Consider the following 26,568-nt stretch of genomic DNA (forward strand, 5'->3'; position numbering starts at 1 on the left):
GCGAATCCCATCCCCTGACCGCTTCACGGGATTCTGATTTCACGATCATCCGCGAGGCGCGCCCACACTCGGGTGAACATCCCCCGTTCAGCGTTTTTTGATTTCTTCGCATTCTCCTCTCCATTTCCCGGGCTTCGTCGTGCCCGAATTCCGGGGAGTGCGCCACTCCCAAAGCATGGAGATTTTTCACATGTCATCCCTGGTGGCTGCAGCATCCGCGTGCCGGCCCACGGACGCTGACGTACGGGCGCGGTCGGTCATTCCCGGCCGTCAGCGCTGGGATGTCGGGTGCGTGCTCGGCCGGCCGCGCATCGCGGAGACCCTCGCGGCCGCACTGCGGAAAATCCCCGGTATCAGGGAGGCGCGCGCCAATCCGGTCACCGGTAGGCTCCTCGTCCTGCACGACCCGACGGTGAATGCGACGGACGTCGGGCGGCTCATCCGGAAAGCCATTGCGCTGATCGCCGAAAGGACCGGCCTTCCCGGCAGGCCCGCCCCCGGTCCGTCCGACGCCCCCACCAGCACCTCCACGGCGGCGCCGAACCGCGACACCGTGCGCACCGTCACGCTCGCCGCCGGCGCGGCAGCGGCCCTCGCCCTGGGCGGCCACAAACTGCTGCGCAAGCCCCTCGTGGCCTTCGGCGGCATCGTGACGGCAACGGCCGTCATCGTGCGGCGGGCGTGGAGCGCAGCCGCCGCCCAACGGGACTCCTCGTCCGCCACCGGGGCCTCGCAACACCCCCTGCTACGGATCGTCGGCCCGCACAAACGCCGCTTCTGCTTCGCCTCCCTGTTGTCCGTCACCAGCCAGATCACCGAAATGGCACTCAGCCTCTTCCTCGGCTGGATCGCCCTGATCCTCATCAAGGGGGAGAGCGCGGCCCTCGTCGGCATCGGACTCGCCGGCGCCTCGGCCCAGTTGTGGTTCCTGGCCGGTGCGGCCGCCCTCGTCTGCCTGGCCGCGGCGGGCCTCTCGTACGCCTCGGGCGTCGAATGGCGCAAGCTCGGCCAAACCGTCCAGCACGACTGGCGCAATGCGACATACGCGCACGTACAGCACCTGGAACTGGGGCAGTTGGAGGGCGAGCGGACAACCCGGATCGCCGGCGCGCTGACCGAAGACATCACGCAGATGGGCAACTTCCTCTCCACGTCGATGAACGAGGTGATCCAGCTCGCCACCAGCTTCCTCGTCCTCGTCCCGGTCTTTCTCCTCCTGGCCCCCGAGATCGCCTGGATCGCCTTCCTGCCGGTGCCGATCGTCGCCTGGCTGTCGTTCCACTTCCACGACCGGGTCGCCGCCGACTACGCCGTCTCCGGCGAGAACCGGGCGAAGCTCCACAGCCAGCTGGTCAACAACCTCGAGGCGAGCGCGACCGTCAAGAGCTTCTGCGCCGAGGACTACGAAGCGGACCGCATCGACGGCCTCAGCGAGACCTATCGACAGAGCAACCAGCGGACCGACCGGAGCACCATCCTCCACACCGAGACCATCCGGGTGTGCACCACCGCCTCCATGGCCGGCACCCTCCTGCTCGGCGGCCGCGCGGTGCTCAACGGCACCCTTCCCTTCGAGGTTTTCAGCCCGCTGGTCGGTCTGCCGCAGCAGGTTCTGTGGCGACTCACGCGACTGGGCAGCACCGTCGACCAGTACCAGCGGACCCTGGCGGCCTACGACCGGGTCCAGCGCCTGCACAGCCTCCCCGTCGAATCCAACGGCAACGGCCTCCGGCTCGACGCGGACCGGATCACGGGCGACATCGTCCTCGACGAGGTGACCTTCGCCTACCCCGGGCGTCCCCCCGTCCTGGAAGACCTGTCCCTGCGCATGGCTCCCGGACGGGTCACCGGCATCGTGGGCGCCACCGGTTCCGGAAAGACGACCATCGCGAAGTTGCTGCTGCGCTTCCAGGACGCGGAATCCGGACGGGTGTTGCTCGACGGCGCGGACCTTCGCCAACTTCCGCGCAAGGACGTGCGGAACGCGGTCGGATTCGTCGCCCAGGAACCCTTCCTCTTCGACGGGACGATCGGCGAGAACATCGCCTACGGCAGTTTCGACAGCACCCCCGACCGCGTGGTCAACGCCGCGCGCATGGCCGAGGCGCACGATTTCATCGAGGCGATGCCGGCGCGGTACGACACGATGATCGGCGAGCGCGGCGCCGCGCTCTCCGGCGGCCAGAAACAGCGCATCGCCCTGGCCCGGGCCATCCTCAAGGACTCGCCGGTCGTCATCCTCGACGAAGCCACCTCGGCCGTGGACAACGAAACCGAGGCGGCCATCCAGCGGACCCTCCGGAGTTTCGCGGCGGACCGGACCATGGTCATCATCGCGCACCGCCTGTCCACGATCCGTCATGCCGACTGGATCTACGTCATGGGCAAGGGCGGCGTCGTGGCGGAAGAGGGCACCCACTTCGATCTGCTGGAGCGCGACGGGCTGTACGCATCCCTGTGGCACCTTCAGGCCGGCGAGAAGGTCGCATAAGTCGCCGCTGTCCGCGGACCGGTGCGGACAGCAGGCGCAAACGCCGGTGGATACCCACGTCTCGAAATCCTCTGGAGGCACCGCCATGTCCCGTCGCGAGGGGACCGTCTTCCCCCTGACCGCCGCTCAGCGCGAAATCTGGCTGGCCGAACAACGGTCGGGTACGGCGCTTGTGACCTACCGCATCGGTGAGTACCTGGACATCCGGGGACCGATCGACTCGGTGACGTTCGAGACGGCTTTGCGGCAGGTCGTCGCGGAGACCGACGCACTGCACGTCCGTTTCGAGGACGGGGACGACGGGCCTGTGCAGGTGGTCCGCACGGTACGGGACGCGAAGCAGCCGGTCGTCGACGTCAGTGCGGCAGCGGACCCGCGCGCGGCCGCCGAGGAGTGGATCGCGGCGGACATGTCCCGTCCGATGGATCTCACCCGTGATCCGCTGTTCGGGCATGTCCTGTTCAAGCTGCGTCCCGACCGGTTCTGGTGGTACCAGACCTACCACCACATGGTGATGGACGGGTTCGCGCTCTCGCTCTTCGCGCGGCGATGCGCCGATGTCTACACGGCGTTGATGGAAGGTAGGCCGGCCGGTCCGGCGGTCTTCGGTTCGCTGTCCGACCTGGTGGCCGGCGACGCCGCGTACCGCGATTCCGAGCGGTTCGCGGCGGACCGCTCGTACTGGACGGAGCGCTTTTCCGACCGGCCGGAGCCGACGCGACTGGTCGGACGGTCGCCGGGTGAGGTCGTCGGTGTCAATCGCAGGACCGAGCTGCTGGCGTTGCCGGGGCCGGACGCGTTGGAGGCTGTGGCCCGCAAGGCCGGGGTCCGGTGGTCCCGCCTCCTGGTCCCGGCGACGGCCCTGTACGTGCACCGGGTGACGGGCGCACAGGACGTGGTCATGGGTCTGGCGGTCAGCGGGCGCACCGATCCTCTCCTCAGGTCCGTGCCCGGCGCGGTGTCCAATGTGGTGCCGCTGAGGCTGTCGTTGCGGCCGGAGATGACGCTGTCCGAGCTCGTGGCGGGGACCGCGGCGGAAGTCCGCCAGGTGGTGAAGCATCAGCGCTACCGGAGCGAGGATCTCCACAGGGATCTCCGCCTGTCCGGTGGCACGGGTATGGGTGCCGATCTTTCCCCCGTGGTCAACATCAGTCTCTTCGACTACGGCCTGGCCTTCGCCGGGCATCGCAGCACGGCACACGACGTCTCCCAGCGGGCGACCACGCTCACCGTCGCCTTCTGGGACCGGGGGGACGGCTGCGGACCACAGGTAAGGTTGCAGGCGGCCTCGGACGCCTTCGGTGACGCGGAGTTGGCGGAACACCAGCAACGGCTGATGCGCCTGCTGACGGCCGTGACGACCGCCGATCCGGAGCAGCCGCTCGGCCGGATCGATCTGCTGTCCGCCGAGGAGCGGCATGAGCTGCTGGTGGAGCGGAACGCCACCGACCGGGCGGTGGCGGAGGCGACGGTCCCGGAGCTGTTCGAGGAGCAGGTGCGGGCGACCCCGGATGCGGTGGCCCTGGTCTCCGGGGACACCTCGCTGACATATGAGGAACTGAACGCGCGGGCGAACCGGTTTGCCCACGCGCTGATCGAGCGCGGTGCCGGAGCGGAGCGGACCGTCGCGTTGATGCTGCCGCGGTCGGTGGAGCTGATCGTGGCTCTGCTGGGGGTGATGAAGGCGGGGGCGGCGTATCTGCCGGTGGACCCGGAGTACCCGGAGTCCCGGAAGGCGTTCATGCTGGAGGACGCACGGCCCGCCCTGGTCGTCGACGAACCCTGCACCGTCACCGATACCACCGGGCTCCCGAACACCGATCCGGACGTGGCACGGGACGTGCGCAATCCCGCGTACGTCATCTACACCTCCGGATCGACCGGCCGTCCCAAGGGCGTGGTGGTCAGCCATGCGGGCATCGCGGGCTTGGTGGCGGCGCAGGTCGAGCGGTTCGGGATCGACCGCGACAGCCGGGTGCTCCAGTTCGCGTCGCCGAGCTTCGATGCCTCGGTGTCGGAGCTGTTCACCGCGCTGCTGTCGGGAGCGGCACTGGTCCTGCCGCCGTCAGGATCCCCGCTCGCCGCGCTGACCGACCCCGGTCTGGGCATCACCCATGCGAAGCTGCCGCCGTCGGCGCTGGCGACACTGACCGACCGCGAGGTGCCGGTGCCCACGCTGGCCGTGGCGGGAGAGGCCTGCCCGCCGGAGCTGGTGACAAGGTGGGCTCCGGGCCGACGGATGATCAACGTCTACGGTCCGACCGAAGCCACGGTGTGCGCCACGATGAGCGGTCCGCTGTCCCCCTCGGGAGAGGCCCCGGCGATGGGCCGGCCGATCGCCACTACACGCACGTATGTCCTGGATACGAGTCTGAGGCCGGTGCCGCCGGGGGTGGCGGGGGAGTTGTACGTTGCTGGTGCGGGGCTGGCGCGGGGCTATCTGAACCGGCCCGGGCTGACGGCTGAGCGGTTTGTGGCCGATCCGTACGGTCCTGCCGGGTCGCGGATGTACCGCACCGGTGATGTGGTGCGTTGGGGTGCGGACGGGTGCCTGGAATTCGTCGGGCGGGCCGATGACCAGGTCAAGGTGCGCGGTTTCCGTATCGAACTAGGCGAGATCGAGGCGGTGCTGGCCGCGCACCCGGACGTCGCGCAGGCCGCGGTGGTCGCTCGCGACGATCGGCTGGTGGCCTACGCGGTTCCGGCGGCCGCCGGTGTTTCCGGACCTGCTGATCAGCGTGCGTATCTGCAAGAACGGCTTCCGGACCACATGGTGCCGGCTGTCGTGGTGACGCTGGACGCGCTGCCGTTGACGCCGAACGGGAAGCTGGACCGGAAGGCGCTCCCGGAGCCGGAGTTCGGTGCGGGCGGGGCCGGGCGCGCGCCCCGTACGCCGCAGGAGCAGCTGCTGGCCGAGCTGTTCGCCGAGGTGCTCGGGCGCTCGGAAGTCGCCGCGGACGCCGACTTCTTCGAGCTCGGCGGACATTCCCTGCTGGCCACCCGGCTGATCGCCCGGATCCGTACGACCTTCGGCGTGGAGCTGGGACTGCACACGCTGTACGAGGCGCCGACGGTGGCGGGGCTGGCGGGCCGCCTGAACGGGGCAGAGAAGGCACGGCCGGCGCTCACCGCTCACGAGCGTCCGGAGCGGGTGCCGTTGTCGTTCGCGCAGCGCCGGCTGTGGTTCCTGCATCGTATGGAGGGGCCGAGCGCGACGTACAACATTCCGCTGGCGCTGCGGCTGTCCGGCGAGCTGAACGAGTCGGCCCTGGAGGCGGCTCTGGCGGATGTGGTGACGCGGCACGAGAGCCTGCGGACGGTGTTCGCGGAGGTCGGCGGCGTGCCGTGTCAGCGGATGCTGGACGGTGCCGCGGCGCTGCCGCGGCTGCGGGTGACAGCGGTGGCCGAGTCGGAGCTGGCGGGGCGGCTGGTCGAGGCGGCGCGGTACGCGTTCGACCTGGAGGTGGAGCCGCCGGTGCGGGCCGAGTTGTTCGCGCTCGCGCCCGATGAGCATGTGCTGTTGGTGGTGGTGCATCACATTGCGGGGGACGGCTGGTCGATGGGGCCGCTGTCGCGCGATCTCGCGGCGGCGTACGCGGCTCGTAGTCATGGCGACAAGCCGGAGTGGTCGCCGTTGCCGGTGCAGTACGCCGACTACACGCTGTGGCAGCACGAGCTCCTCGGCGACGCCGCCGACCCCGACAGCCTGCTCTCCACACAGCTCGCCTACTGGACGGACGCACTCGCTGACCTGCCCGAACAGGTCGCCCTGCCCTTCGACCGTCCCCGTCCCGCCGTGGCGTCGCACCGCGGTGGACAGGTGGCGGTCCGGTTCGACCCGGAGCTGCATCGGGGACTGCGTGAGCTGGCGAGAGACGGCGGAGCCAGCCTGTTCATGGTGCTTCAGGCGGGGCTGGCGGCGCTGCTGGGCAAGCTCGGGGCCGGTACCGACATCCCGGTGGGCACGCCGATCGCCGGACGTACGGACGAAGCCGTCGACGACCTGGTCGGGTGCTTCGTCAACACCCTCGTGCTGCGGACGGATCTCTCGGGGGATCCGACGTTCGCCGAGCTGGTGGGCCGGGTGCGGGAGAGCGCGCTGGCGGCGTACGCGCATCAGGACGTGCCGTTCGAGCACCTCGTCGAGGTGCTGAACCCGGCTCGGTCGCTGTCGCATCATCCGCTGTTCCAGGTGATGCTGGCGCTGCAGAACGCGCCGGCCGGCACCTTCGCGCTGCCGGGGCTGCGCCTGTCCACGGCTCCGGTCTCCACCGGGACGGCGAAGTGCGACCTGACCTGCATGGTCACCGAGCTGCGGGGGGACGACGGCGGGCCCGGCGGTCTTGAAGGCGTGGTCGAGTACGCGACCGATGTGTTCGACGCGGCCACGGTGGAGTCGTTCGTCGCGCGGTGGGTACGGCTGCTGGAGGCGGTGGTCGCCGATCCGGAGCAGCGGATCGGGCGGCTCGAGGTGCTCTCGGCCGAGGAGCGCAAGCGGCTGCTGGCCGTCCCCCACGACACGATGACCGACGCGCCCCGCACCACCCTGTGCGCCCTGTTCGAGACGCAGGCGGCGGCGACGCCGGACGCCGTGGCCGTGGCGTCCGGCGAGGACACGCTGACGTACGGCGAACTCAACGCGCGGGCGAACCGGCTCGCCCATGCGCTGATCGTACGGGGAGCCGGGCCGGAGCGACTGGTGGCGTTGGCCCTGCCGCGCTCGGTTGAGCTGGTCGTGGCGATCCTGGCCACGCTCAAGGCCGGCGCGGCGTATCTGCCCGTGGACCCGGACTACCCGGCCGCCCGCATCGCCTTCATGCTGGACGACGCCCGGCCCACCCTCCTCCTGACCACCGTCCGGACCGACAGCGGCCTGCTCGGCGCCGGGCAGGCCGACCGGCTGCTCATGGACGACCCCTCGACCATCGGCACGATCGCGGGTTACCCGGACACCAACCCGGGCGCCACCGTCCGTCCGCAGCACCCGGCGTACGTCATCTACACCTCCGGCTCCACCGGCCGCCCCAAGGGCGTGGTGATCCCGCACCAAAACGTGGTGCGCCTGTTCGACACCACCCGGCAGCGGTTCACCTTCGGCACCGACGACGTGTGGACGCTGTTCCACTCGTACGCCTTCGACTTCTCCGTCTGGGAGCTCTGGGGGGCGCTGGCGCACGGCGGGCGCCTGGTCGTCGTCTCGCACGAGACCAGCCGTTCACCGCGGCGCTTCCTGGAGCTGCTGGCCCGCGAAGGCGTCACCGTGCTGAACCAGACGCCGTCCGCCTTCTACCAGTTGATGCAGGCGGACCAGGAGGATCCGGAGATCGGGCGGGCGCTCTCCCTGCGCACCGTGATCTTCGGAGGCGAGGCCCTGGAGCCCGCACGCCTGGAGGACTGGTACCGGCGGCACGCGGACGACGCCCCGGTGCTGGTCAATATGTACGGCATCACCGAGACGACGGTCCATGTCACCTACGCCGCCCTGGACCGCCGCGGCGCCGGAGCGGGATCGGCCAGCGTCATCGGCACCTCCATCCCCGATCTCCGGACGTATGTCCTGGACACGAGTCTGAGGCCGGTGCCGCCGGGGGTGGCGGGGGAGTTGTACGTTGCTGGTGCGGGGCTGGCGCGGGGCTATCTGAACCGTCCCGGGCTGACGGCTGAGCGATTTGTGGCCGATCCGTACGGTCCTGCCGGGTCGCGGATGTATCGCACCGGTGATGTGGTGCGTTGGGGCGCGGACGGGAACATGGAATTCGTCGGGCGGGCCGATGACCAGGTCAAGGTGCGCGGTTTCCGTATCGAACTAGGCGAGATCGAGGCGGTGCTGGCCGCGCACCCGGACGTCGCGCAGGCCGCGGTCGTGGCGCGTCAGGACCGTGCCGACGACACCCGCCTGGCCGCCTACGCGGTACCCGTATCCGGACGCACGCTCGCGCCGGACGGGCTGCGCGCACACCTGCGGGAGCGGCTGCCCGACTACATGGTCCCGGCCGCGTTCGTCGCGCTCGGCGCCCTGCCACTGACCGTGAACGGCAAGCTGGACCGTGCGGCGCTCCCGGAGCCGGATTTCGGCGCGGCTGCCGGGGGCGGCCGGGCGCCGCGTACGCCGCAGGAGCGGCTGCTGTGCGAGCTGTTCGCCGAGGTGCTGGGCGTACCCGAGGCCGGCGTCGACGACAGCTTCTTCGACCTGGGTGGCCACTCCCTGTTGGCGACGCGGCTCGTCTCCCGGGTGCGCTCGGCCCTGGGCGTCGAGGTGGAGCTGCGGACGCTGTTCGAGGCACCGACGGTGGCCGGGCTGGCCGCGAAGCTGGGCGAGGCGGGACGAGCCAGGCTCGCGCTGACGGCGTACGAGCGTCCGGAGCGGGTGCCGTTGTCATTCGCGCAGCGCCGGCTGTGGTTCTTGCAGCGCATGGAGGGCGCCGGCGCGACCTACCACATCCCCGTTGCGCTGCGGCTGTCGGGCGCCCTGGACCGGGCCGCGCTGGAAGCGGCGGTCGCGGATGTCGTCGCCCGGCACGAGAGCCTGCGCACGGTCTTCCCCGACGTCGATGGCGTGCCGTACCAGCGTGTCCTGGATGCCGCGGAGGTCGGCGACCGGCTGCGGGTGACGGCGGTGGCCGAGTCGGAGCTGGCGGGGCGGCTGGTCGAGGCGGCGCGGTACGCGTTCGACCTGGAGGTGGAGCCGCCGGTGCGGGCCGAGTTGTTCGTGCTCGCGCCCGATGAGCATGTGCTGTTGGTGGTGGTGCATCACATTGCGGGGGACGGCTGGTCGATGGGGCCGCTGTCGCGCGATCTCGCGGCGGCGTACGCGGCCCGTAGTCATGGCGACAAGCCGGAGTGGTCGCCGCTGCCGGTGCAGTACGCCGACTACACGCTGTGGCAGCACGAGCTCCTCGGCGAGGGAGCCAACCCCGACAGCCTCTTCGCGCGGCAGAGCGCGTACTGGGCGACGACGCTGGCCGGGCTCCCGGAGCAGCTGGAGCTGCCGTTCGACCGCCCGCGTCCCGCCGTGGCGTCGAACCGTGGTGCCCGGGTGGCGGTGCGGCTCGGCAGCGAGGCACACCAGGCCCTGTCGGCGTTGGCGCTCCGTACTGGCAGCAGTCTGTTCATGGTGCTGCAAGCCGGGCTGGCGACGCTGCTGAGCAAGCTGGGGGCCGGCACCGACGTGCCCCTCGGCAGCGCCATCGCCGGACGCACCGACCAGGCATTGGACGATCTGGTCGGATTCTTCGTCAACACCCTGGTGCTGCGCACGGATCTGTCGGGCGATCCCACGTTCGCCGAGCTGGTGGGCCGGGTGCGGGAGAGCGCGCTGGCGGCGTACGCGCATCAGGACCTGCCGTTCGAGCACCTCGTCGAGGTGCTGAACCCGACCCGGTCGATGGCGCACCACCCGCTGTTCCAAGTGGCGTTGGAGCTCCAGAACGCCCCGGAGGACGGCTTCGCGCTGCCGGGGCTGCGCCTGTCGAGGCTCCCCGTCGTCACCGACACGGCCAAGTGCGATCTGACCTTCGGCCTGTCCGAGCTGCGGGGGGCCGACGGCGGCCCCGGCGGCCTCGAGGGCGTGGTCGAGTACGCCACCGACCTGTTCGACGCGGCCACGGTGGAGTCGTTCGTCGCGCGGTGGGTACGGCTGCTGGAGGCGGTGGTCGCCGATCCGGAGCAGCGGATCGGGCGGCTCGAGGTGCTCTCGGCCGAGGAACGCGCCGAGCTCGCGACCGCCTGCCGTGGCGAGGCGGTCACCGTCGAGGCGAGCACCATTCCCGCACTGTTCGCCGCGCAGGCGGCGGCGACGCCGGACGCGGTGGCGGTGGTGTCCGACGACATGACGCTCACCTACCGCGAGCTCGACGCCTGGGCGAACCGGTTCGCCCATGGGCTGATCGAGCGCGGGGCCGGGCCGGAGCGGCTGGTCGCGCTGGCCCTGCCGCGCTCGGCGGAACTCATCGTAGCCGTCCTCGCCGTGCTCAAGGCCGGAGCCGCGTATGTCCCGGTGGACCCGGACTATCCGGCCGCCCGCGTCGCTTTCATGCTCGACGACGCACGGCCGGTGCTGCTGATCGACGACCTCGAGACCGTCAGGGCGACGGACGGCCATCCGTCCACCAGCCCCGTGGTCCCGCTGCTGCCGCAGCATCCCGCGTACGTCATCTACACCTCCGGCTCCACCGGGCGGCCCAAGGGAGTGGTGGTGAGCCACGCGGGCGTCGTGAACCTGTTCACGCACTACCGCGCACACCTGTACCCGCCGACGACGGTGGGGTCCCCGCACCGCCGGCTGCGCGTCGCGCTGACCGCGTCGATGTCCTTCGACGCCTCCTGGGAGCAGATGCTCTGCCTGCTGGCCGGCCACGAGCTGCACGTCTGGGATCGGGAAACGCTGACCGATCCGAGTGTGCTGACCGAGCGACTGGACCGGGAGGCGATCGATCTTCTCGACCTGACCCCGTCGCATATGCAGGTGGTGATGTCGAGGGGACTCCTCGACGCCCCGCGGCGACGTCCGCCGCTGATCGTGGTCGGCGGCGAGGCCGTTTCGCAGCGGCTGTGGGAGCAACTGCGGTCCCTGGACGGAAGCACCTGCTTCAACCACTACGGTCCGACGGAGTGCACCGTCGACGCCCTCACCGCACGGATCGCGGGCTCGTCCCGGCCGGTGATCGGCCGACCGGTCACCAACACCATGGCGTATGTGCTGGATGCCGGGTTGTGTCCGGTGCCACCGGGTGTGGCGGGGGAGTTGTACGTGGGGGGTGCGGGGCTGGCGCGGGGCTATCTGAACCGTCCCGGGCTGACGGCTGAGCGGTTTGTGGCCGATCCGTACGGTCCTGCCGGGTCGCGGATGTATCGCACCGGTGATGTGGTGCGTTGGGGCGCGGACGGGAACATGGAATTCGTCGGGCGGGCCGACGACCAGGTCAAGGTGCGCGGTTTCCGCATCGAGCCGGGCGAGATCGAGTCCTTGCTCGGCATCCACCCGGACGTTGCCCAGGCCGCGGTGATCGCCTGCGACGACCGGCTGGCCGCGTACGTCGTACCCGCCGCGGGGAGCGTCGCCCGTCCGGTGGAACTGCGCCGGTACCTGCGGGAGCGGCTGCCGGACCACATGGTCCCGTCGGCGTTCGTCGCGCTGGACGAACTGCCCGTGACGCCGAGCGGGAAGCTGGACCGCCGGGCGCTGCCCGAGCCGGATTTCGGCGCGGCTGCCGGGGGCGGCCGGGCGCCGCGTACGCCGCAGGAGCAGTTGCTGTGCGAGCTGTTCGCCGAGGTGCTGGGCGTATCCGAGGCCGGCGTCGACGACAGCTTCTTCGATCTGGGAGGCCACTCCCTGCTGGCCACCAGGCTCGTCGCCCGCATCCGCGCCACCATCGGCGTCGAGGTCGGGCTGCGCGCCCTGTTCGAGGCCCCGACGCCGGCCGGACTGGCCGCGCAACTCGCCGAGGCGGGAGAGGCCAGGCTCGCGCTCACCGCGTACGAGCGCCCGGCGCGGGTGGAATTGTCGTTCGCGCAGCGCCGGCTGTGGTTCCTGCACCGGCTGGAAGGGCCGAGCGCCACCTACAACATCCCCGTCGCCCTGCGGCTGACCGGCGGGCTGGACCGGCCCGCGCTGGAGGGGGCCCTCGCGGATGTCGTCGCCCGGCACGAGAGCCTGCGCACCGTGTTCGCGGAAGTCGACGGGGAGCCTTGTCAGCGCGTTCTGGCCGCCGCGGAGGCCGGTCTGGGGCTGCCGGTGACCGAGACCGCCGAAGCCGGGCTGCCGGACCGGCTGGCCGAGGCGGCCCGGTACGCCTTCGACCTGGAGGCGGAGCCGCCGGTGCGGGCCGAGTTGTTCGCGCTCGCGCCCGACGAGCATGTGCTGTTGCTGGTGGTGCACCACATCGCGGGGGACGGCTGGTCCACGTTGCCGCTCGCGCGCGATGTCGCGGCCGCGTACCGGGCCCGCTGCCGCGGCGAAGCGCCGGACTGGGCCCCGCTCCCGGTGCAGTACGCCGACTACAGCTTGTGGCAGCGGGAGCTGCTCGGCGACGCCACCGATGCGGACAGCCTGTTCGCCCGGCAGCTCGCGTACTGGTCCGAGCACCTCGCCGGGCTGCCCGAGCAGATCCCGCTGCCGGCGGACCGGCCGCGGCCGGCCGTGGTGTCGTACCGGGGCGACCGTCTCACCGTCGAGCTGCCCCCCGAGTTGCATGCCGCGCTGACGGGCCTGGCACGGCGTACCGGGAGCAGCCTGTTCATGGTGCTTCAGGCCGGGCTGGCGGCGTTGTTCACCCGACTCGGCGCGGGCACCGACGTTCCGCTCGGCAGCCCCGTGGCGGGCCGCACGGACGAGGCGCTGGACGATCTGGTCGGGTTCTTCGTCAACACGCTGGTACTGCGGACGGACCTGTCGGGCGATCCCACCTTCAGCGAACTGGTGGAGCGGGTGCGGGAGAACGCGCTGGCGGCGTACGCGCATCAGGACGTGCCGTTCGAGCACCTGGTCGAGGTGCTGAACCCGGCCCGGTCGCTGTCGCATCACCCGCTGTTCCAGGTGATGCTGGCGCTGCAGAACGCACCGGACGGGGACTTCGAGCTGCCGGGGCTGCACCTGTCGACGGTTCCGGTGTCCACGGGGACCGCGAAGTTCGACCTGTTCTTCGCCCTCTCCGAACGCCGTGGGGCGGACGGCGGTCCCGGTGGGCTCGCCGGAGCCGTCGAGTACGCCACCGACCTGTACGACCGGGCCACCGTCGAGACCCTCGTCGCGCGGTGGGTGCGGCTGCTGCAAGCGGTGGCCGCCGACCCCGAGCAGCGAATCGGCGAGGTCGAGGTGCTGTCGGCCGAGGAGCGCCACGCGCTGCTGACCGTCGCCAACGACACGGTGACCGAGGTTCCCGCCGCCACCCTGCCGGAGCTCTTCGAGGCCAGGGCGGCGGCGACGCCGGACGCGGTCGCCGTGCTGTCCGATGGCACGACGTTCACCTACGGCGAGCTCAACGCACGCGCCAACCGCCTCGCCCATGCGCTGATCCGGCGCGGCGTCGGCCCCGAGGGGATCGTCGCCCTCGCCCTGCCCCGTTCCGCGGAGTTCGTCGTCGCGATGCTGGCCGTGTTCAAAGCCGGGGCGGCGTATCTGCCGGTGGACCCGGAGTATCCGGCGGCCCGGATCGCGTTCATGCTCCAGGACGCGGCGCCCGCGCTGCTGCTGACCACCACCGAGACGGCCGGGCTCGTCCCCGAGGAAGCCGGCCCGCCGCGCCTCGTGCTCGACGACGCCGCGGTCGCACGAGCCCTGGGCTCCGGGACGGCCACCGACCCCACCGACGTGGACCGGACCGCTCCGCTGCTCCCGCAGCACCCGGCCTATGTCATCTACACCTCCGGCTCCACCGGCCGCCCCAAGGCGATTGCGATGCCGGCGAGCGGGCTGCTGAATCTGCTGCACTGGCACCACCGCGCCGTCGCCGGCGGCGAGGGAACACGGACCGCTCAGTTCACCGCGATCAGCTTCGACGTCTCGGTGCAGGAGATCCTCTCCGCGCTCGCCTTCGGCAAGACGCTGGTCGTGCCCACGGAGGAGCAGCGGCGCAGCGCGGAACTGCTCGTCGACTGGCTGGACCGGCACGAGGTCGAGGAGCTGTTCGCGCCCAGTCTGGTGATCGAGGCCGTGGCGGAGGCGGCCGACGAGCGGGGACGCGATCTGCCGCACCTGCGCTCCCTCGCGCAGGCCGGTGAGGCGCTGCGGATCGGCCGCTCGGTGCGCGCATTCCACGAGGGCGGCGCGGGCCGCCTGCTGCACAACCACTACGGTCCGGCCGAGACCCATGTCGTCACCGCGTACACGCTGCCCGCCGACCTCGCCGACTGCCCGCTGCCGCCGCCGATCGGCCGGCCGATCGCCAACACCCGGGTGTACGTGCTGGACGCCGGGCTGCGGCCGGTGGCCCCCGGTGTGCCGGGGGAGCTCTACCTCGCCGGTGCGGGGCTGGCCCGGGGCTACCTGAACCGTCCCGGGCTGACGGCGGAGCGGTTCGTGGCCGATCCGTACGGGCCTGCCGGGGCGCGGATGTACCGCACGGGCGATGTGGTCCGTCAGCGGGCGGACGCCGAGCTGGAGTTCCTCGGACGGGCGGACCATCAGGTCAAGATCCGTGGCTTCCGCATTGAGCTCAGCGAAGTCGAGGCAGTGCTCGCCACCGGCCCCGGTGTGGCGCGGACGGCCGTGACCGCCCATGAGGCCCGCCCCGGCCAACAGCAACTCGTCGCCTATGTCGTGCCTATCGCTGCCGACGCCGACCGACCCGGCCGGCTCGACGGCCAGTGGCACGACCTGCTGCGCGAACACCTGCGGGAGCGGCTGCCCGACTACATGCTGCCCGCCGCCTTCCTCACCCTCGACGCGCTGCCGTTGACCTCCACCGGCAAGCTCGACCGCCGCGCCCTGCCCGCTCCCGAACTCGGGTCCGCCCGCCCCGGCCGGGCACCACGAGCCCCGCGGGAACAGCTGCTGTGCGCGCTGTTCGCGGAGGTGCTGGGCGTGCCCCAGGTCGGCGTCGACGACAGCTTCTTCGATCTCGGCGGCCATTCACTGCTGGCGACGCGGCTGGTGTCCAGGGTGCGTGCGTGCCTCGGCGTCGAGGTCGAGCTGCGAACGCTGTTCGAGGCCCCGACCGTGGCCGGACTGGCCGCGGAGCTCAGCGACGCGGGGAAGGCGCGCCTGGCGCTGACGGCGTACGGGCGTCCGGACCGGGTGCCGTTGTCGTATGCGCAGCGCCGGCTGTGGTTCCTGCACCGGATGGAGGGGCCGAGCGCCACGTACAACATGCCGCTGGCCTTGCGGCTGTCGGGAGCCCTGGACCGGCAGGCGCTCGAATCCGCGCTGCACGACGTCGTGAGCCGGCACGAGAACCTGCGTACGCTGTTCGTGGAGAGCGAAGGGGTGCCCTACCAGCGGATCCTTCCGGCGGCGGAGGCGTGTCTGCCGCTGCCGGTGACAGCCGTGGACGAATCGGAGCTGCGGGACCGGTTGGCGCGGTCGGCTCGGTACGGCTTCGATGTGGCGGCGGAGCTGCCGGTGCGGGCGGAGCTGTTCGCGCTCGGACCGGATGAGCATGAGCATGTGCTGCTGGTGGTGATGCATCACATCGCGGGTGACGGCTGGTCGATGGGGCCGTTGTCGAGGGATCTGGCTGCGGCGTATGCGGCGCGGTGCCGGGGCGTTGAGCCGCGGTGGTCGCCGTTGCCGGTGCAGTATGCGGACTACGCCCTGTGGCAGCGGGACCTGCTCGGCGAGGAGTCGGACCCGGAGAGCCTGTTCGCCCGGCAGAGCGCGTACTGGGCGGAGAATCTGGCGGGGCTGCCGGAGCAGATCCAGCTTCCCGCGGACCGGCCGCGGCCGGCGGTGACGTCTTACCGGGGAGACCTGCTGCCTCTGGGTATGGACGCGCGGCTGCATGCCGGGCTGGCGGACCTGGCGCGCCGCAGCGGAACCAGTCTGTTCATGGTGCTTCAGGCGGGGCTGGCGGCGCTGTTCACCCGGCTCGGTGCCGGTACCGACATCCCGGTCGGCAGCCCGATCGCCGGCCGTACGGATGAGGGACTGGACGACCTGGTCGGGCTGTTCGTCAACACCCTCGTGCTGCGCACCGACACCTCGGGCGATCCGACCTTCGCCGAACTGCTGGTCCGGGTACGGGAGAGCGCCCTCGCCGCCTACGCGCACCAGGACATCCCCTTCGAGCACCTGGTGGAGGAGCTGAACCCGACGCGGTCGCTGGCGCACCACCCGCTCTTCCAGACCATGCTGGCCCTGCAGAACGCCCCGATGGGCGACTTCGAGCTGCCGGGGCTGCGGGTTTCGGGTCTGGCGGTACCGACCGGCTCCGCCAGGCTCGATCTGACCTTCAGCATCGCCGAGCGCCGTGCACCGGACGGCGCTCCGGGCGGTCTCGACGGAGTGGTGGAGTACAGCACCGACCTGTTCGACCGGGCCACGGTCGAGACGCTCGTCGCGCGGTGGACGCGCGTGCTCGCGGCGGCGGTCGCCGCCCCGGAACGGCCGCTGAGCGCCATCGACGTACTCGCCCCGGAGGAACGCCACCGGCTGCTGCACGAGTGCAACGACACCGCGAGGCCGCTGCTCGCCACCACCCTGGCCCCGATGTTCGAGGAGCGCGTGCGGGCGCAGCCGGACGCGGTCGCGGTGGTGTCCGGCGAGACGAGCCTCAGCTACGGCGAACTGAACGCGCGGGCCAACAGGTTCGCGCATGTGCTGATCGAGCGCGGTGTGGGTCCGGAGCGGATCGTCGCGCTGGCCCTGCCGCGGTCCGTCGAACTCGTGGTGGCCGTGCTCGCCGTGGCGAAGGCGGGAGCCGCCTATCTGCCCGTCGACCCGGAGTACCCGGAGGAGCGGATCGCGTTCATGCTCGAAGACGCGAGTCCCGCGCTCGTGGTGGACGACCCGGCCGCGGTCACCGGCACAGAGGGGTACCCGGACGTCGATCCGGCCGTCCGGGCGCGCCCTGAGCATCCGGCGTATGTGATCTACACGTCGGGTTCGACGGGCCGTCCCAAGGGCGTGGTGGTGAGTCATGCGGGCATCGCCGGCTTGGTGGCCACTCAGGTCGAACGGCTCGGCCTCGACGCCGGCAGCCGTGTGCTCCAGTTCGCCTCGCCGAGTTTCGACGCGTCGTTCTGGGATCTGTGCGGCGCCCTGCTGACGGGCGCCGCCTTGGTCCTGGCGCCGCCCGGATCCTCGCTCGCGGCGCTGACGGACGGTGCCTTGGGCGTGACGCATGTGACGCTGCCGCCGTCGGTGCTGGCGTCCCTGCCGGAGGGCGGGCTGTCGGCGTCGACGCTGGTGGTGGCGGGTGAGGCGTGTTCGGCCGAGTTGGTGGCGAGGTGGGCGCCGGGTCGTCGGATGATCAATGCGTACGGTCCGACGGAGACGACGGTGTGCGCGACGATGAGCGATCCGCTCGCTCCGTCGGACGGCGTTCCGCCGATCGGACGGCCGATCGTCAATACCCGGGTGTATGTGCTCGATGCCGGTCTGCGGCCTGTGCCGCCCGGTGTGGCGGGGGATTTGTATGTCGCGGGTGGGGGGCTGGCTCGTGGCTACCTCAACCGGTCGGCGCTGACCGCCGGGCGGTTCGTGGCCGATCCGTATGGGTCGGCCGGGTCGCGGATGTACCGGACGGGTGACGTCGTGCGTTGGCGGGCGGACGGTGAGCTGGAGTTCGTCGGGCGGGCGGATGAGCAGGTGAAGGTCCGCGGTTTCCGTGTCGAGCCCGGTGAGGTCGAGGCCGTGCTCGTCGCGCACCCCGGCGTGGCCCAGGCCGCCGTGATCGCCCGGGACGACCGGCTGGTCGGATACGTCGTCCGAGGGGCGGCGGGCGCCCCCGAGGCCGTCGAGCTGCGCGAGCATCTGCGGCGGCGACTGCCGGACTACCTGGTGCCGTCGGCATTCGTGACCCTGGACGGCCTGCCGCTGACGCCGAGCGGGAAGCTGGACCGTGCCGCCCTGCCGACTCCGGAGTTCGACCCGGCCGTCACGAGCGGTCGAGCGCCGAGGACGCCGCGGGAGCAGTTGCTGGCGGAGCTGTTCGCCGAGGTGCTGGGCGTAGGCGAAGTCGGGGTGGACGACAGCTTCTTCGACCTCGGCGGGCATTCGCTGCTCGCGACGCGGCTGGTGTCGCGGGTGCGCACGGTGCTCGATGTCGAGGTCGAGCTGCGAACACTGTTCGAGGCACCGACCGTGGCCGGACTGGCGACCCGCCTGAGCGGTGCGGACACCGCGCGGCCCACGCTGACCGCGTACGAGCGTCCCGACGTGGTGCCGCTGTCGTTCGCCCAGCGCCGCCTGTGGTTCCTCCACCAGATGGAGGGGCCCAGTGCCACGTACAACATTCCGCTGGCGCTGCGGCTGTCGGGCGAGCTGAACGAATCGGCGCTGGAGGCGGCGCTGGCGGATGTCGTGGCGCGGCACGAGAGCCTGCGTACGGTCTTCGCGGAGATCGGCGGGGTGCCCGGCCAGCGGGTGCTGGACGCGGCGGCTGCCCGGCCCCGGCTGCGGACGACCGCCACCGTGCGGCGGGAGCTGGCGGGGCTGCTGGCCCAGGCGGCGCGGTACGCGTTCGACCTGGCGGAGGAGCCACCGCTGCGGGCGGAGCTGTTCGCGCTCGGACCGGACGAGCATGCGCTGCTGGTGACGGTGCATCACATCGTCGGCGACGGCTGGTCGATGGGGCCGCTGTCGCGCGATCTCGCGGCGGCGTACGCGGCCCGGTGCCGCGGCTCCAAGCCGGAGTGGTCGCCGTTGCCGGTGCAGTATGCGGACTACACCCTGTGGCAGCGGGAGCTCCTCGGTGACGCCGCGGACCCGGACAGCAGGCTCGCCCGGCAGCTCGCCTACTGGACCCATCACCTCACCGGGCTGCCGGAGCGCATCCAACTGCCCACGGACCGCCCGCGACCGGCCGTGGCGTCCTACCAGGGCGACCACCTCACCATCGAGCTGAGCCCCGACGTGCACTCCGGACTGGCCGCGCTGGCCCGCCGTGCCGGGGCCAGCATGTTCATGGTCCTGCACGCCGCATGTGCGGCGCTGTTCAGCCGGCTGGGCGGCGGTACGGACATCCCGGTCGGTAGCCCCATCGCCGGCCGCACGGACCAGGCGCTGGACGACCTCGTCGGGTTCTTCGTCAACACCCTCGTGCTGCGCACCGACCTCTCCGGCGATCCGACCTTCGCCGAACTGCTGGTCCGGGTACGGGAGAACGCCCTCGCCGCGTACGCGCATCAGGACATTCCGTTCGAGCACCTGGTGGAGGTGCTGAACCCGGCGCGGTCGCTGTCGCACCCCCCGTTGTTCCAGGTCATGTTGGCGCTCCAGAACGCCCCGATGGGCGACTTCGAGCTGCCGGGGCTGCGGGTGTCCGGCGTGCCGGCGCCGACGGGCACGGCCAAGTTCGATCTGGGCTTCAGCCTGTGCGAGCGTTACGGCTCCGACGGCACCCCTGGCGGCATCGCCGGCGCGGTGGAATACGCCACCGATCTGTACGACCGGGCCACGGTCGAGACGCTCATCGCGCGGTGGACCCGGCTGCTGGAGGCCGTCGTCGCCGACCCGGACCGGCCGATCGGCCGGATCGACCTGCTGTCCTCCGAAGAGCGGGGCCGGCTGCTGGGCGACTACAACGCCACCGACGCCACCGACGCCGTCGCCCCCGCCCCGCTCCCCGACGCCTTCCAGGAGCGGGTGGCGGCGTCGCCGGACGCGGTGGCCCTGGTTTCCGGGGACGCCGCGCTGACCTACCGGGAGCTGAATGCGCGGGCGAACCGGTTCGCGCATGCGCTGATCGGGCGTGGTGTGGGTCCCGAGCAGGTGGTGGCGCTGGCGCTGCCGCGATCGGTGGAGCTGGTCGTGGGGCTGCTGGGGGTGATGAAGGCGGGGGCGGCGTATCTGCCGGTCGACCCGGAGTACCCGAAGTCCCGGATTGCGTTCATGCTCGATGACGCGCGGCCCGCGCTGGTGGTGGACGATCCCGCCACGGTCACCGAGACCGCCGGCCGCCCGGACACCGATCCGGTGGTCGCACTCGATATGCGGCATCCGGCGTATGTGATCTACACGTCGGGTTCGACCGGTCGTCCCAAGGGCGTGGTGGTGAGCCATGCGGGCATCGCCGGCCTGGTAGCCGCGCAGGTCGAACGGTTCGCGATCGACGCCGACAGCCGGGTTCTGCAGTTCGCCTCGCCGAGCTTCGATGCCTCGGTGTCGGAGTTGTTCACCACGCTGCTGGCGGGCGCGACGCTGGTGCTGCCGCCACCGGGCTCCCCGCTCGCCGCCCTGACCGACGGCGCTTCCGGGATCACCCATGTCACGTTGGCGCCGTCGGTGCTGGCGTCTCTGCCGGAGGGCGGGCTGTCGGCGTCGACGCTGGTGGTGGCGGGTGAGGCGTGTTCGGCGGAGTTGGTGGCGAGGTGGGCGCCGGGTCGTCGGATGATCAATGCGTACGGTCCGACGGAGACGACGGTGTGCGCGACGATGAGCGATCCGCTCGCCCCGTCGGACGGCGTTCCGCCGATCGGACGGCCGATCACCAACACCCAGGTCTACGTCCTCGATGCCGGTCTTCAGCCGGTGCCGCCCGGTGTGGCTGGTGACTTGTACGTCGCCGGTGGGGGACTGGCCCGCGGCTACCTCAACCGTCCCGGTCTGACGGCGGAGCGGTTCGTGGCCGATCCGTACGGGCCGGCGGGCTCGCGCATGTACCGGACGGGCGACGTCGTGCGCTGGCGGGCGGACGGCAATCTGGAGTTCGTCGGCCGGGCCGACCACCAGGTCAAGGTCCGCGGTTTCCGTATCGAGCCCGGCGAGATCGAGGCCGCGCTCGCCGCCCACCCCGGCGTCGCCCGGACCGTGGTGATCGCCCGGCAGGACCGGACGGACGCGCCGGACGACAAGAGGCTCGTCGCCTATGTCGTGGCCCGGAACGCCGCCGAGGACGGTCGTGACCGCCGGCTGGAGCGGGACCATGTGGCCGAGTGGCGGGAGATCTACGACGCGCTGCCCGTCGCCGCGGAGCGGACCGCGTTCGGGCAGAACTTCACCGGCTGGAACAGCAGTTACGACGCCGGCCCCATCCCCGTGGAACAGATGCGGGAATGGCGCGACGAGACCGTGGCACGGATCCTGGCGCTGCAACCCCGGCGGGTGCTGGAGGTCGGCGTCGGCACCGGGCTGCTGCTCTCCCGGGTGGCGCCGCACTGCGAGACGTACTGGGCCACCGACTTCTCCGCCACGGCGATCGACGCGCTGACCGCCGAGGTCAGCCGCGACCCGGGCCTGGCCGAGCGGGTCACGCTGGAGACCCGTCCCGCCCATGACACGGACGGACTGCCGGCCGGCGGCTTCGACACCATCGTCATCAACTCGGTCGTCCAGTACTTCCCGACCGCCGACTACCTGGTCGATGTGATCAACCGGCTGATGCGGCTGCTCGCACCCGGCGGAACGCTGTTCGTCGGCGATGTGCGCAATCTGCGCCTCCAGCGGTCGCTGACCACCGCCGTAAAGCTGCACCGGGCCGGCCCCGATACCGACCTGCCGACCGTGCGCCGAGCGGTCGAACAGGCCGTACTGGTCGAGAAGGAACTCCTGGTCGATCCGGACTTCTTCGTGGCCCTGCGGGAGCACGGCGAGGACGTCGCCGGCGTCGCCGTCCAGGTCAAGCGCGGCCGGCACCACAACGAGCTGACGCGCTACCGCTACGACGTCACGCTGCACAAGCACCCGGTCGCCCCGTTCCCCTCCGGTGAACCGGTCGAGGTGGAGTGGGGCCGCCAGGCCGGCGGGCTGGACGAGCTGCGCGAACTCCTCCTGGAGCGGGGCCCGGCCGCGCTGCGGGTCACCGGGGTGCCGAACAGCCGCGTCGTGCGGGAGACCGCCCTCGCCCGGGCGGTGCAGTCCGACGGCGCCTCGCTCCCGGAACTCCTGGCCCAGCTGCACGCCACGGATGACGGCGACCTCGTCGACCTGGAGGCGTTCCACGAGCTCGGACGGGAGTACGGCCGCTGGGTGGGCATCACCTGGTCGGCCACCGCGGCCGACGCCGTGGACATCGTCTTCGCCGACCCGTCGGCCGCGCCGTCGGCCGCTCCCGTCGACCTCTATCGACCCGCCCGGCCCGCAGGTACCTCGCCGGCCTCGTTGACGAACACCCCGACCGGCAGCCGCGGAACCAGCGCCCTCATCCATGAACTGCGCGACTACCTGGACGAGCGGCTCCCCGACTACCTGGTGCCGTCCGCGTTCGTGATGCTGGACGAACTGCCGCTGACGGCCGGCGGAAAGCTGGACCGCGGTGCGCTGCCCGCCCCCGAACTGGGTTCGGCCGGGGCCGGGCGGGCGCCGCGGACCCCGCAGGAGCAGCTTCTGGCCGAGCTGTTCGCCGAGGTGCTCGGACTGGCGCAGGTCGGCGTCGACGACAACTTCTTCGACCTCGGCGGGCACTCGCTGCTGGCGACCCGCCTGGTGGCCCGCGTCCGTGCGACCCTCGGCGCCGAACTGGAAGTCCGGATCCTGTTCGAGGCGCCGACCGTGGCCGCACTCGCCGCCCGCCTGGACGACGCGGGGCGGGCGCGGCCCGCGCTGACGGCCTCCGGACGCCCGGAGCGGGTGCCGCTGTCGTTCGCCCAGCGCCGCCTGTGGTTCCTGCACCAGATGGACGGGCCCGGCGCCACGTACAACATGCCGCTGGCGCTGCGGCTCACCGGCGAACTCGACCGGCGGGCCCTGCACGACGCGCTCGCGGATGTGGTGGCCCGGCACGAGAGTCTGCGCACCGTCTTCCGCGCATCCGGCGGCGTGCCCTACCAGCACGTCCTCGCCCCGTCGGAAGCACGCCCGAGCATGCCCGTCGTCGAGGCCAGTGCGGCCGAACTCCCGGAACGGCTGGCGGAAGGGGCGCAACGCGGATTCGACCTGGCGACCGAACTGCCCGTACGGGCGGTGCTGTACGCCACGTCCCGTGAGGTGCACGTACTGCTGGTCGTGGTGCACCACATCGCCGGCGACGGCTGGTCGATGGGACCGCTCTCCCGGGACCTCGCGCTGGCGTACGCGGCCCGGTGCCGCGGCGCCGCGCCGACGTGGACGCCGCTGCCGGTGCAGTACGCCGACTACACCCTGTGGCAGCGGCAACTGCTCGGCGACGCGTCCGACCCGGACAGCCGATTCAGCGCTCAACTGGACTACTGGAAAAGGGCGTTGGCCGGGCTGCCCGAACAGGTGCGACTGCCCACCGACCGGCCCCGACCCGCGACGGCGTCCCACCGCGGCGGCCAGCTTCCGGTGCGGATGGACGCGGAACTGCACCGGAGCCTGCGCGAGCTGGCCACGGCACACGGCGCAAGCACGTTCATGGTGCTGCAGACCGGGCTCGCCGCCCTGCTGAGCAGGCTCGGCGCCGGAGACGACATCCCCATCGGCAGCCCCATCGCCGGCCGTACCGACCAGGCCCTGGACGATCTCGTCGGCTTCTTCGTCAACACCCTCGTGCTGCGCACCGACACCTCCGGCGAGCCGACCTTCGCCGAACTGCTCGGCCAGGTACGGGAGAAGGCGCTCGCCGCCTACGCCCATCAGGACGTGCCCTTCGAGTACCTCGTCGAGGCGCTCAACCCGGCCCGGTCGCTCTCCCACCACCCGCTGTTCCAGGTGATGCTGGGCCTCCAGAACGCGCCGATGGGCGAGTTCACCCTGCCGGGCCTGGACACCGGCTTCGCGTCGGCGCCGACCGGCACCGCCCGGATGGACCTGACCTTCAGCCTCGCCGAACAGTACGACCCGGACGGCACCCCCGGCGGTGTCCTCGGGGCCGTGGAGTACGCCACCGACCTGTTCGACCCGCCGACCGTCGAGCGACTCTTCGAACGGTGGATCCGGCTGCTCCGGGCGGTCGTCGCAGACCCGGAGCGGCCGATCGGACGGATCGACGTCCTCTCCGCCGAGGAACGCCACCGGCTGCTGGTCGGGAACAACGACACGGCCGCCGAGCTTCCCGACGCGGGCCTGCCGGAGCTCTTCGCCGCGCAGGTTCGGGCCACCCCCGAGGCGGTGGCGGTCGTCTCCGACGACGCCACCCTCACCTACGCGCAGCTCGACGCGCGCGCCAACCACCTCGCCCATGCGCTGATCGCCCAGGGCGCCGGACCGGAGACCTCGGTGGCGGTCCTGCTGGACCGCTCGGCGGAGCTGATCGTGGCGCTCCTGGCGATCGTCAAGGCGGGCGCGGCCTACGTCCCGCTCGACCCGCGCTTCCCGTCCTCCCGCGTCGACCTGATCGTCCGGGAAACCGGCGCCGCGATGGTGCTCACCCATGACGTGCTGACCGCGCTGAGCCAGGGCGAGCCCCGCCCCACCGCCCCGGCGGTGACCTGCCACCCCCGGCAGCTGGCCTACGTGATGTACACCTCCGGCTCGACGGGAGCGCCCAAGGGCATCGGTGTCACGCACCACGACGTGGCGGCCCTGGCACTGGCCCCATGCTGGCGCGGCGGCGCTCACCAGCGGGTCCTGCTGAACTCCCCGACGGCCTTCGACGCCTCGACGTACGAGATGTGGGTGCCCCTGCTCAGCGGCGGCCGGCTCGTCGTCGCCCCCGCCGGACAGCCGGACACCGCCACGCTGCGCCGGGTGATCACCGAGCACCGGGTCACCGGGCTGTGGCTGACGTCCGGCCTGTTCCAGCTGATGGCCGAGGAGCAGCCGGAGTCCTTCGCCGGGGTGCGCGAAGTGTGGACGGGCGGCGACGTCGTGTCGGCGGCCGCGGTGGCCAAGGTGCTGGCCGTGTGCCCCGAGACCGCCGTGGTCAACGGCTACGGGCCCACCGAGACCACCACCTTCGCCGCCCATCACCGGATGTGCGCACCGCCGGACACCGAGCGCACCGTGCCGATCGGCCGGCCGATGGCGAACATGCGGCACTACGTGCTCGACGCCGGGCTGCGGCCGGTGCCGCCGGGCGTCGCGGGGGAGCTGTACCTCGCCGGGGCGGGCCTGGCCCGCGGCTACCTCGGCCGGCCGGCGCTGACCGCGGAGCGCTTCGTCGCCGACCCGTACGGCCCGGCCGGAACCCGCATGTACCGCACGGGCGATCTGGTGCGGTGGCTTGCCGGCGGGACCCTGGAATTCGTCGGCCGCGCCGACGACCAGGTCAAGCTGCGGGGCTTCCGCATCGAACCCGGCGAGATCGAGGCCGCGCTTGCCGTCTGCCCGGGGATCGCCCAGGCCGCGGTCATCGCACGGGAGGACCGGCCGGGCGACAAAAGGCTCGTCGCCTACCTCGTGCCCGCGCCCGACGGCCCGGACGGGACGCCCGAGCCCGACGAACTGTCCGCCCGGCTCCGCCGCCAACTGCCCGAGTACATGGTGCCGTCGGCGTTCGTCACCATGGACGCGCTGCCGCTGACCCCCCAGGGCAAGCTGGACCGGGCCGCCCTCCCGGCCCCCGAGTACGGTGCGGCCGGCACCGGGCGCACCCCCAGGACGCCGCAGGAACAGCTGCTGTGCGACCTGTTCGCCGAAGTGCTCGGCCGGGACCGCGTCCGCATCGACGACGACTTCTTCGACCTGGGCGGGCACTCGCTGCTCGCCGCCCGTCTGGTCTCCCGAGTCCGCGAGACACTCGGGATCGAGCTGGGGCTGCGAACGCTGTTCGAGGCGCCGACGGTGGCGGCGCTGGCGGAACGCCTGGCCATGAACGACCCCGACGACGCCTTCGACGTCCTCCTGCCGCTGCGCCCGACGGGACGTCACACCCCGCTGTTCTGCATCCACCCCGGCGGCGGCATCAGCTGGTCCTACTGCGGGCTGATGAACCACCTCGGCCCGGAGCACCCGATCTACGCGATCCAGGCGCGCAGCTTGGGGCGGCCCGAACCCCGCCCGACGTCCTTCGAGGAAATGGCGGCCGACTACGCCGACCAGATCCGCAAGGTCCAGCCGAACGGCCCCTACAAGCTGCTCGGCTGGTCCGCCGGCGGGCTGATCGCCCACGCCATCGCCTGCGAGCTGCGGGCGCGCGGCGAACACACCGCGCTGCTGGCCATCCTGGACGCTTACCCGGTGGGCGACGTCTCGTTCGACGAACCGCCGGTGCCCACCGAGCGGGACGTCCTGGTCGGGATGCTCGACTGCGATCCGGACGAGCTGGGCGACGGGCCGCTGACCTACCCCGAGGTCGCGGAGATCCTGCGCGGCCGCGGCAGCGCGCTGGCAAGCCTGGAGGAACGCCACATCGAGGCCGTCGTCGCGATCATGATCAACAACGCTCAGCTGGCGCTCGACTTCACGCCCGGCCGCTTCGACGGTGACCTGCTGCTGTTCAACTCCACCATCGACCGGGAGGACAACTCACCGGGCGCCGACATCTGGCGGCCGTACGTGGGCGGCCGGATCGAGTCCCACGACATCACCACCCGGCACGACCGCATGACCCAGCCCGGTTCGCTCGCCCAGATCGGGCCGATCCTCGAGGCGAAGATCGCCGACCTCACCCGCACCCCCGCACCCACCCAGGAGAACTGAC

Annotated in this window: 2 protein-coding genes; both read left to right on the forward strand. The window is 71.8% G+C overall.

Going from position 1 to position 26,568, the window contains the following annotated elements:
- Positions 1 to 190: 190 nt before the first annotated feature.
- The gene (locus ACIRPT_RS06385; protein ID WP_403823072.1) at positions 191 to 2,491 is read left to right on the forward strand and encodes an ATP-binding cassette domain-containing protein; all 2,301 of its coding nucleotides are present in this window, start codon (positions 191 to 193) and stop codon (positions 2,489 to 2,491) included.
- Positions 2,492 to 2,576: 85 nt separating this feature from the next.
- Positions 2,577 to 26,567, forward strand: coding sequence for a non-ribosomal peptide synthase/polyketide synthase (locus tag ACIRPT_RS06390; RefSeq protein WP_403823075.1), 23,991 nt, complete (start codon positions 2,577 to 2,579; stop codon positions 26,565 to 26,567).
- Position 26,568 lies beyond the last annotated feature (1 nt).

Origin of the sequence: Streptomyces sp. NPDC101227 (assembly GCF_044767545.1) — a bacterium.
Taxonomy (GTDB): Bacteria; Actinomycetota; Actinomycetes; order Streptomycetales; family Streptomycetaceae; genus Streptomyces.

Excerpts from the sequence above, each read along its gene's own strand:
- ACIRPT_RS06385 (WP_403823072.1), top strand. The coding sequence starts at position 191 with ATGTCATCCCTGGTGGCTGCAGCATCCGCGTGCCGGCCCACGGACGCT.
- ACIRPT_RS06390 (WP_403823075.1), top strand. The coding sequence starts at position 2,577 with ATGTCCCGTCGCGAGGGGACCGTCTTCCCCCTGACCGCCGCTCAGCGC.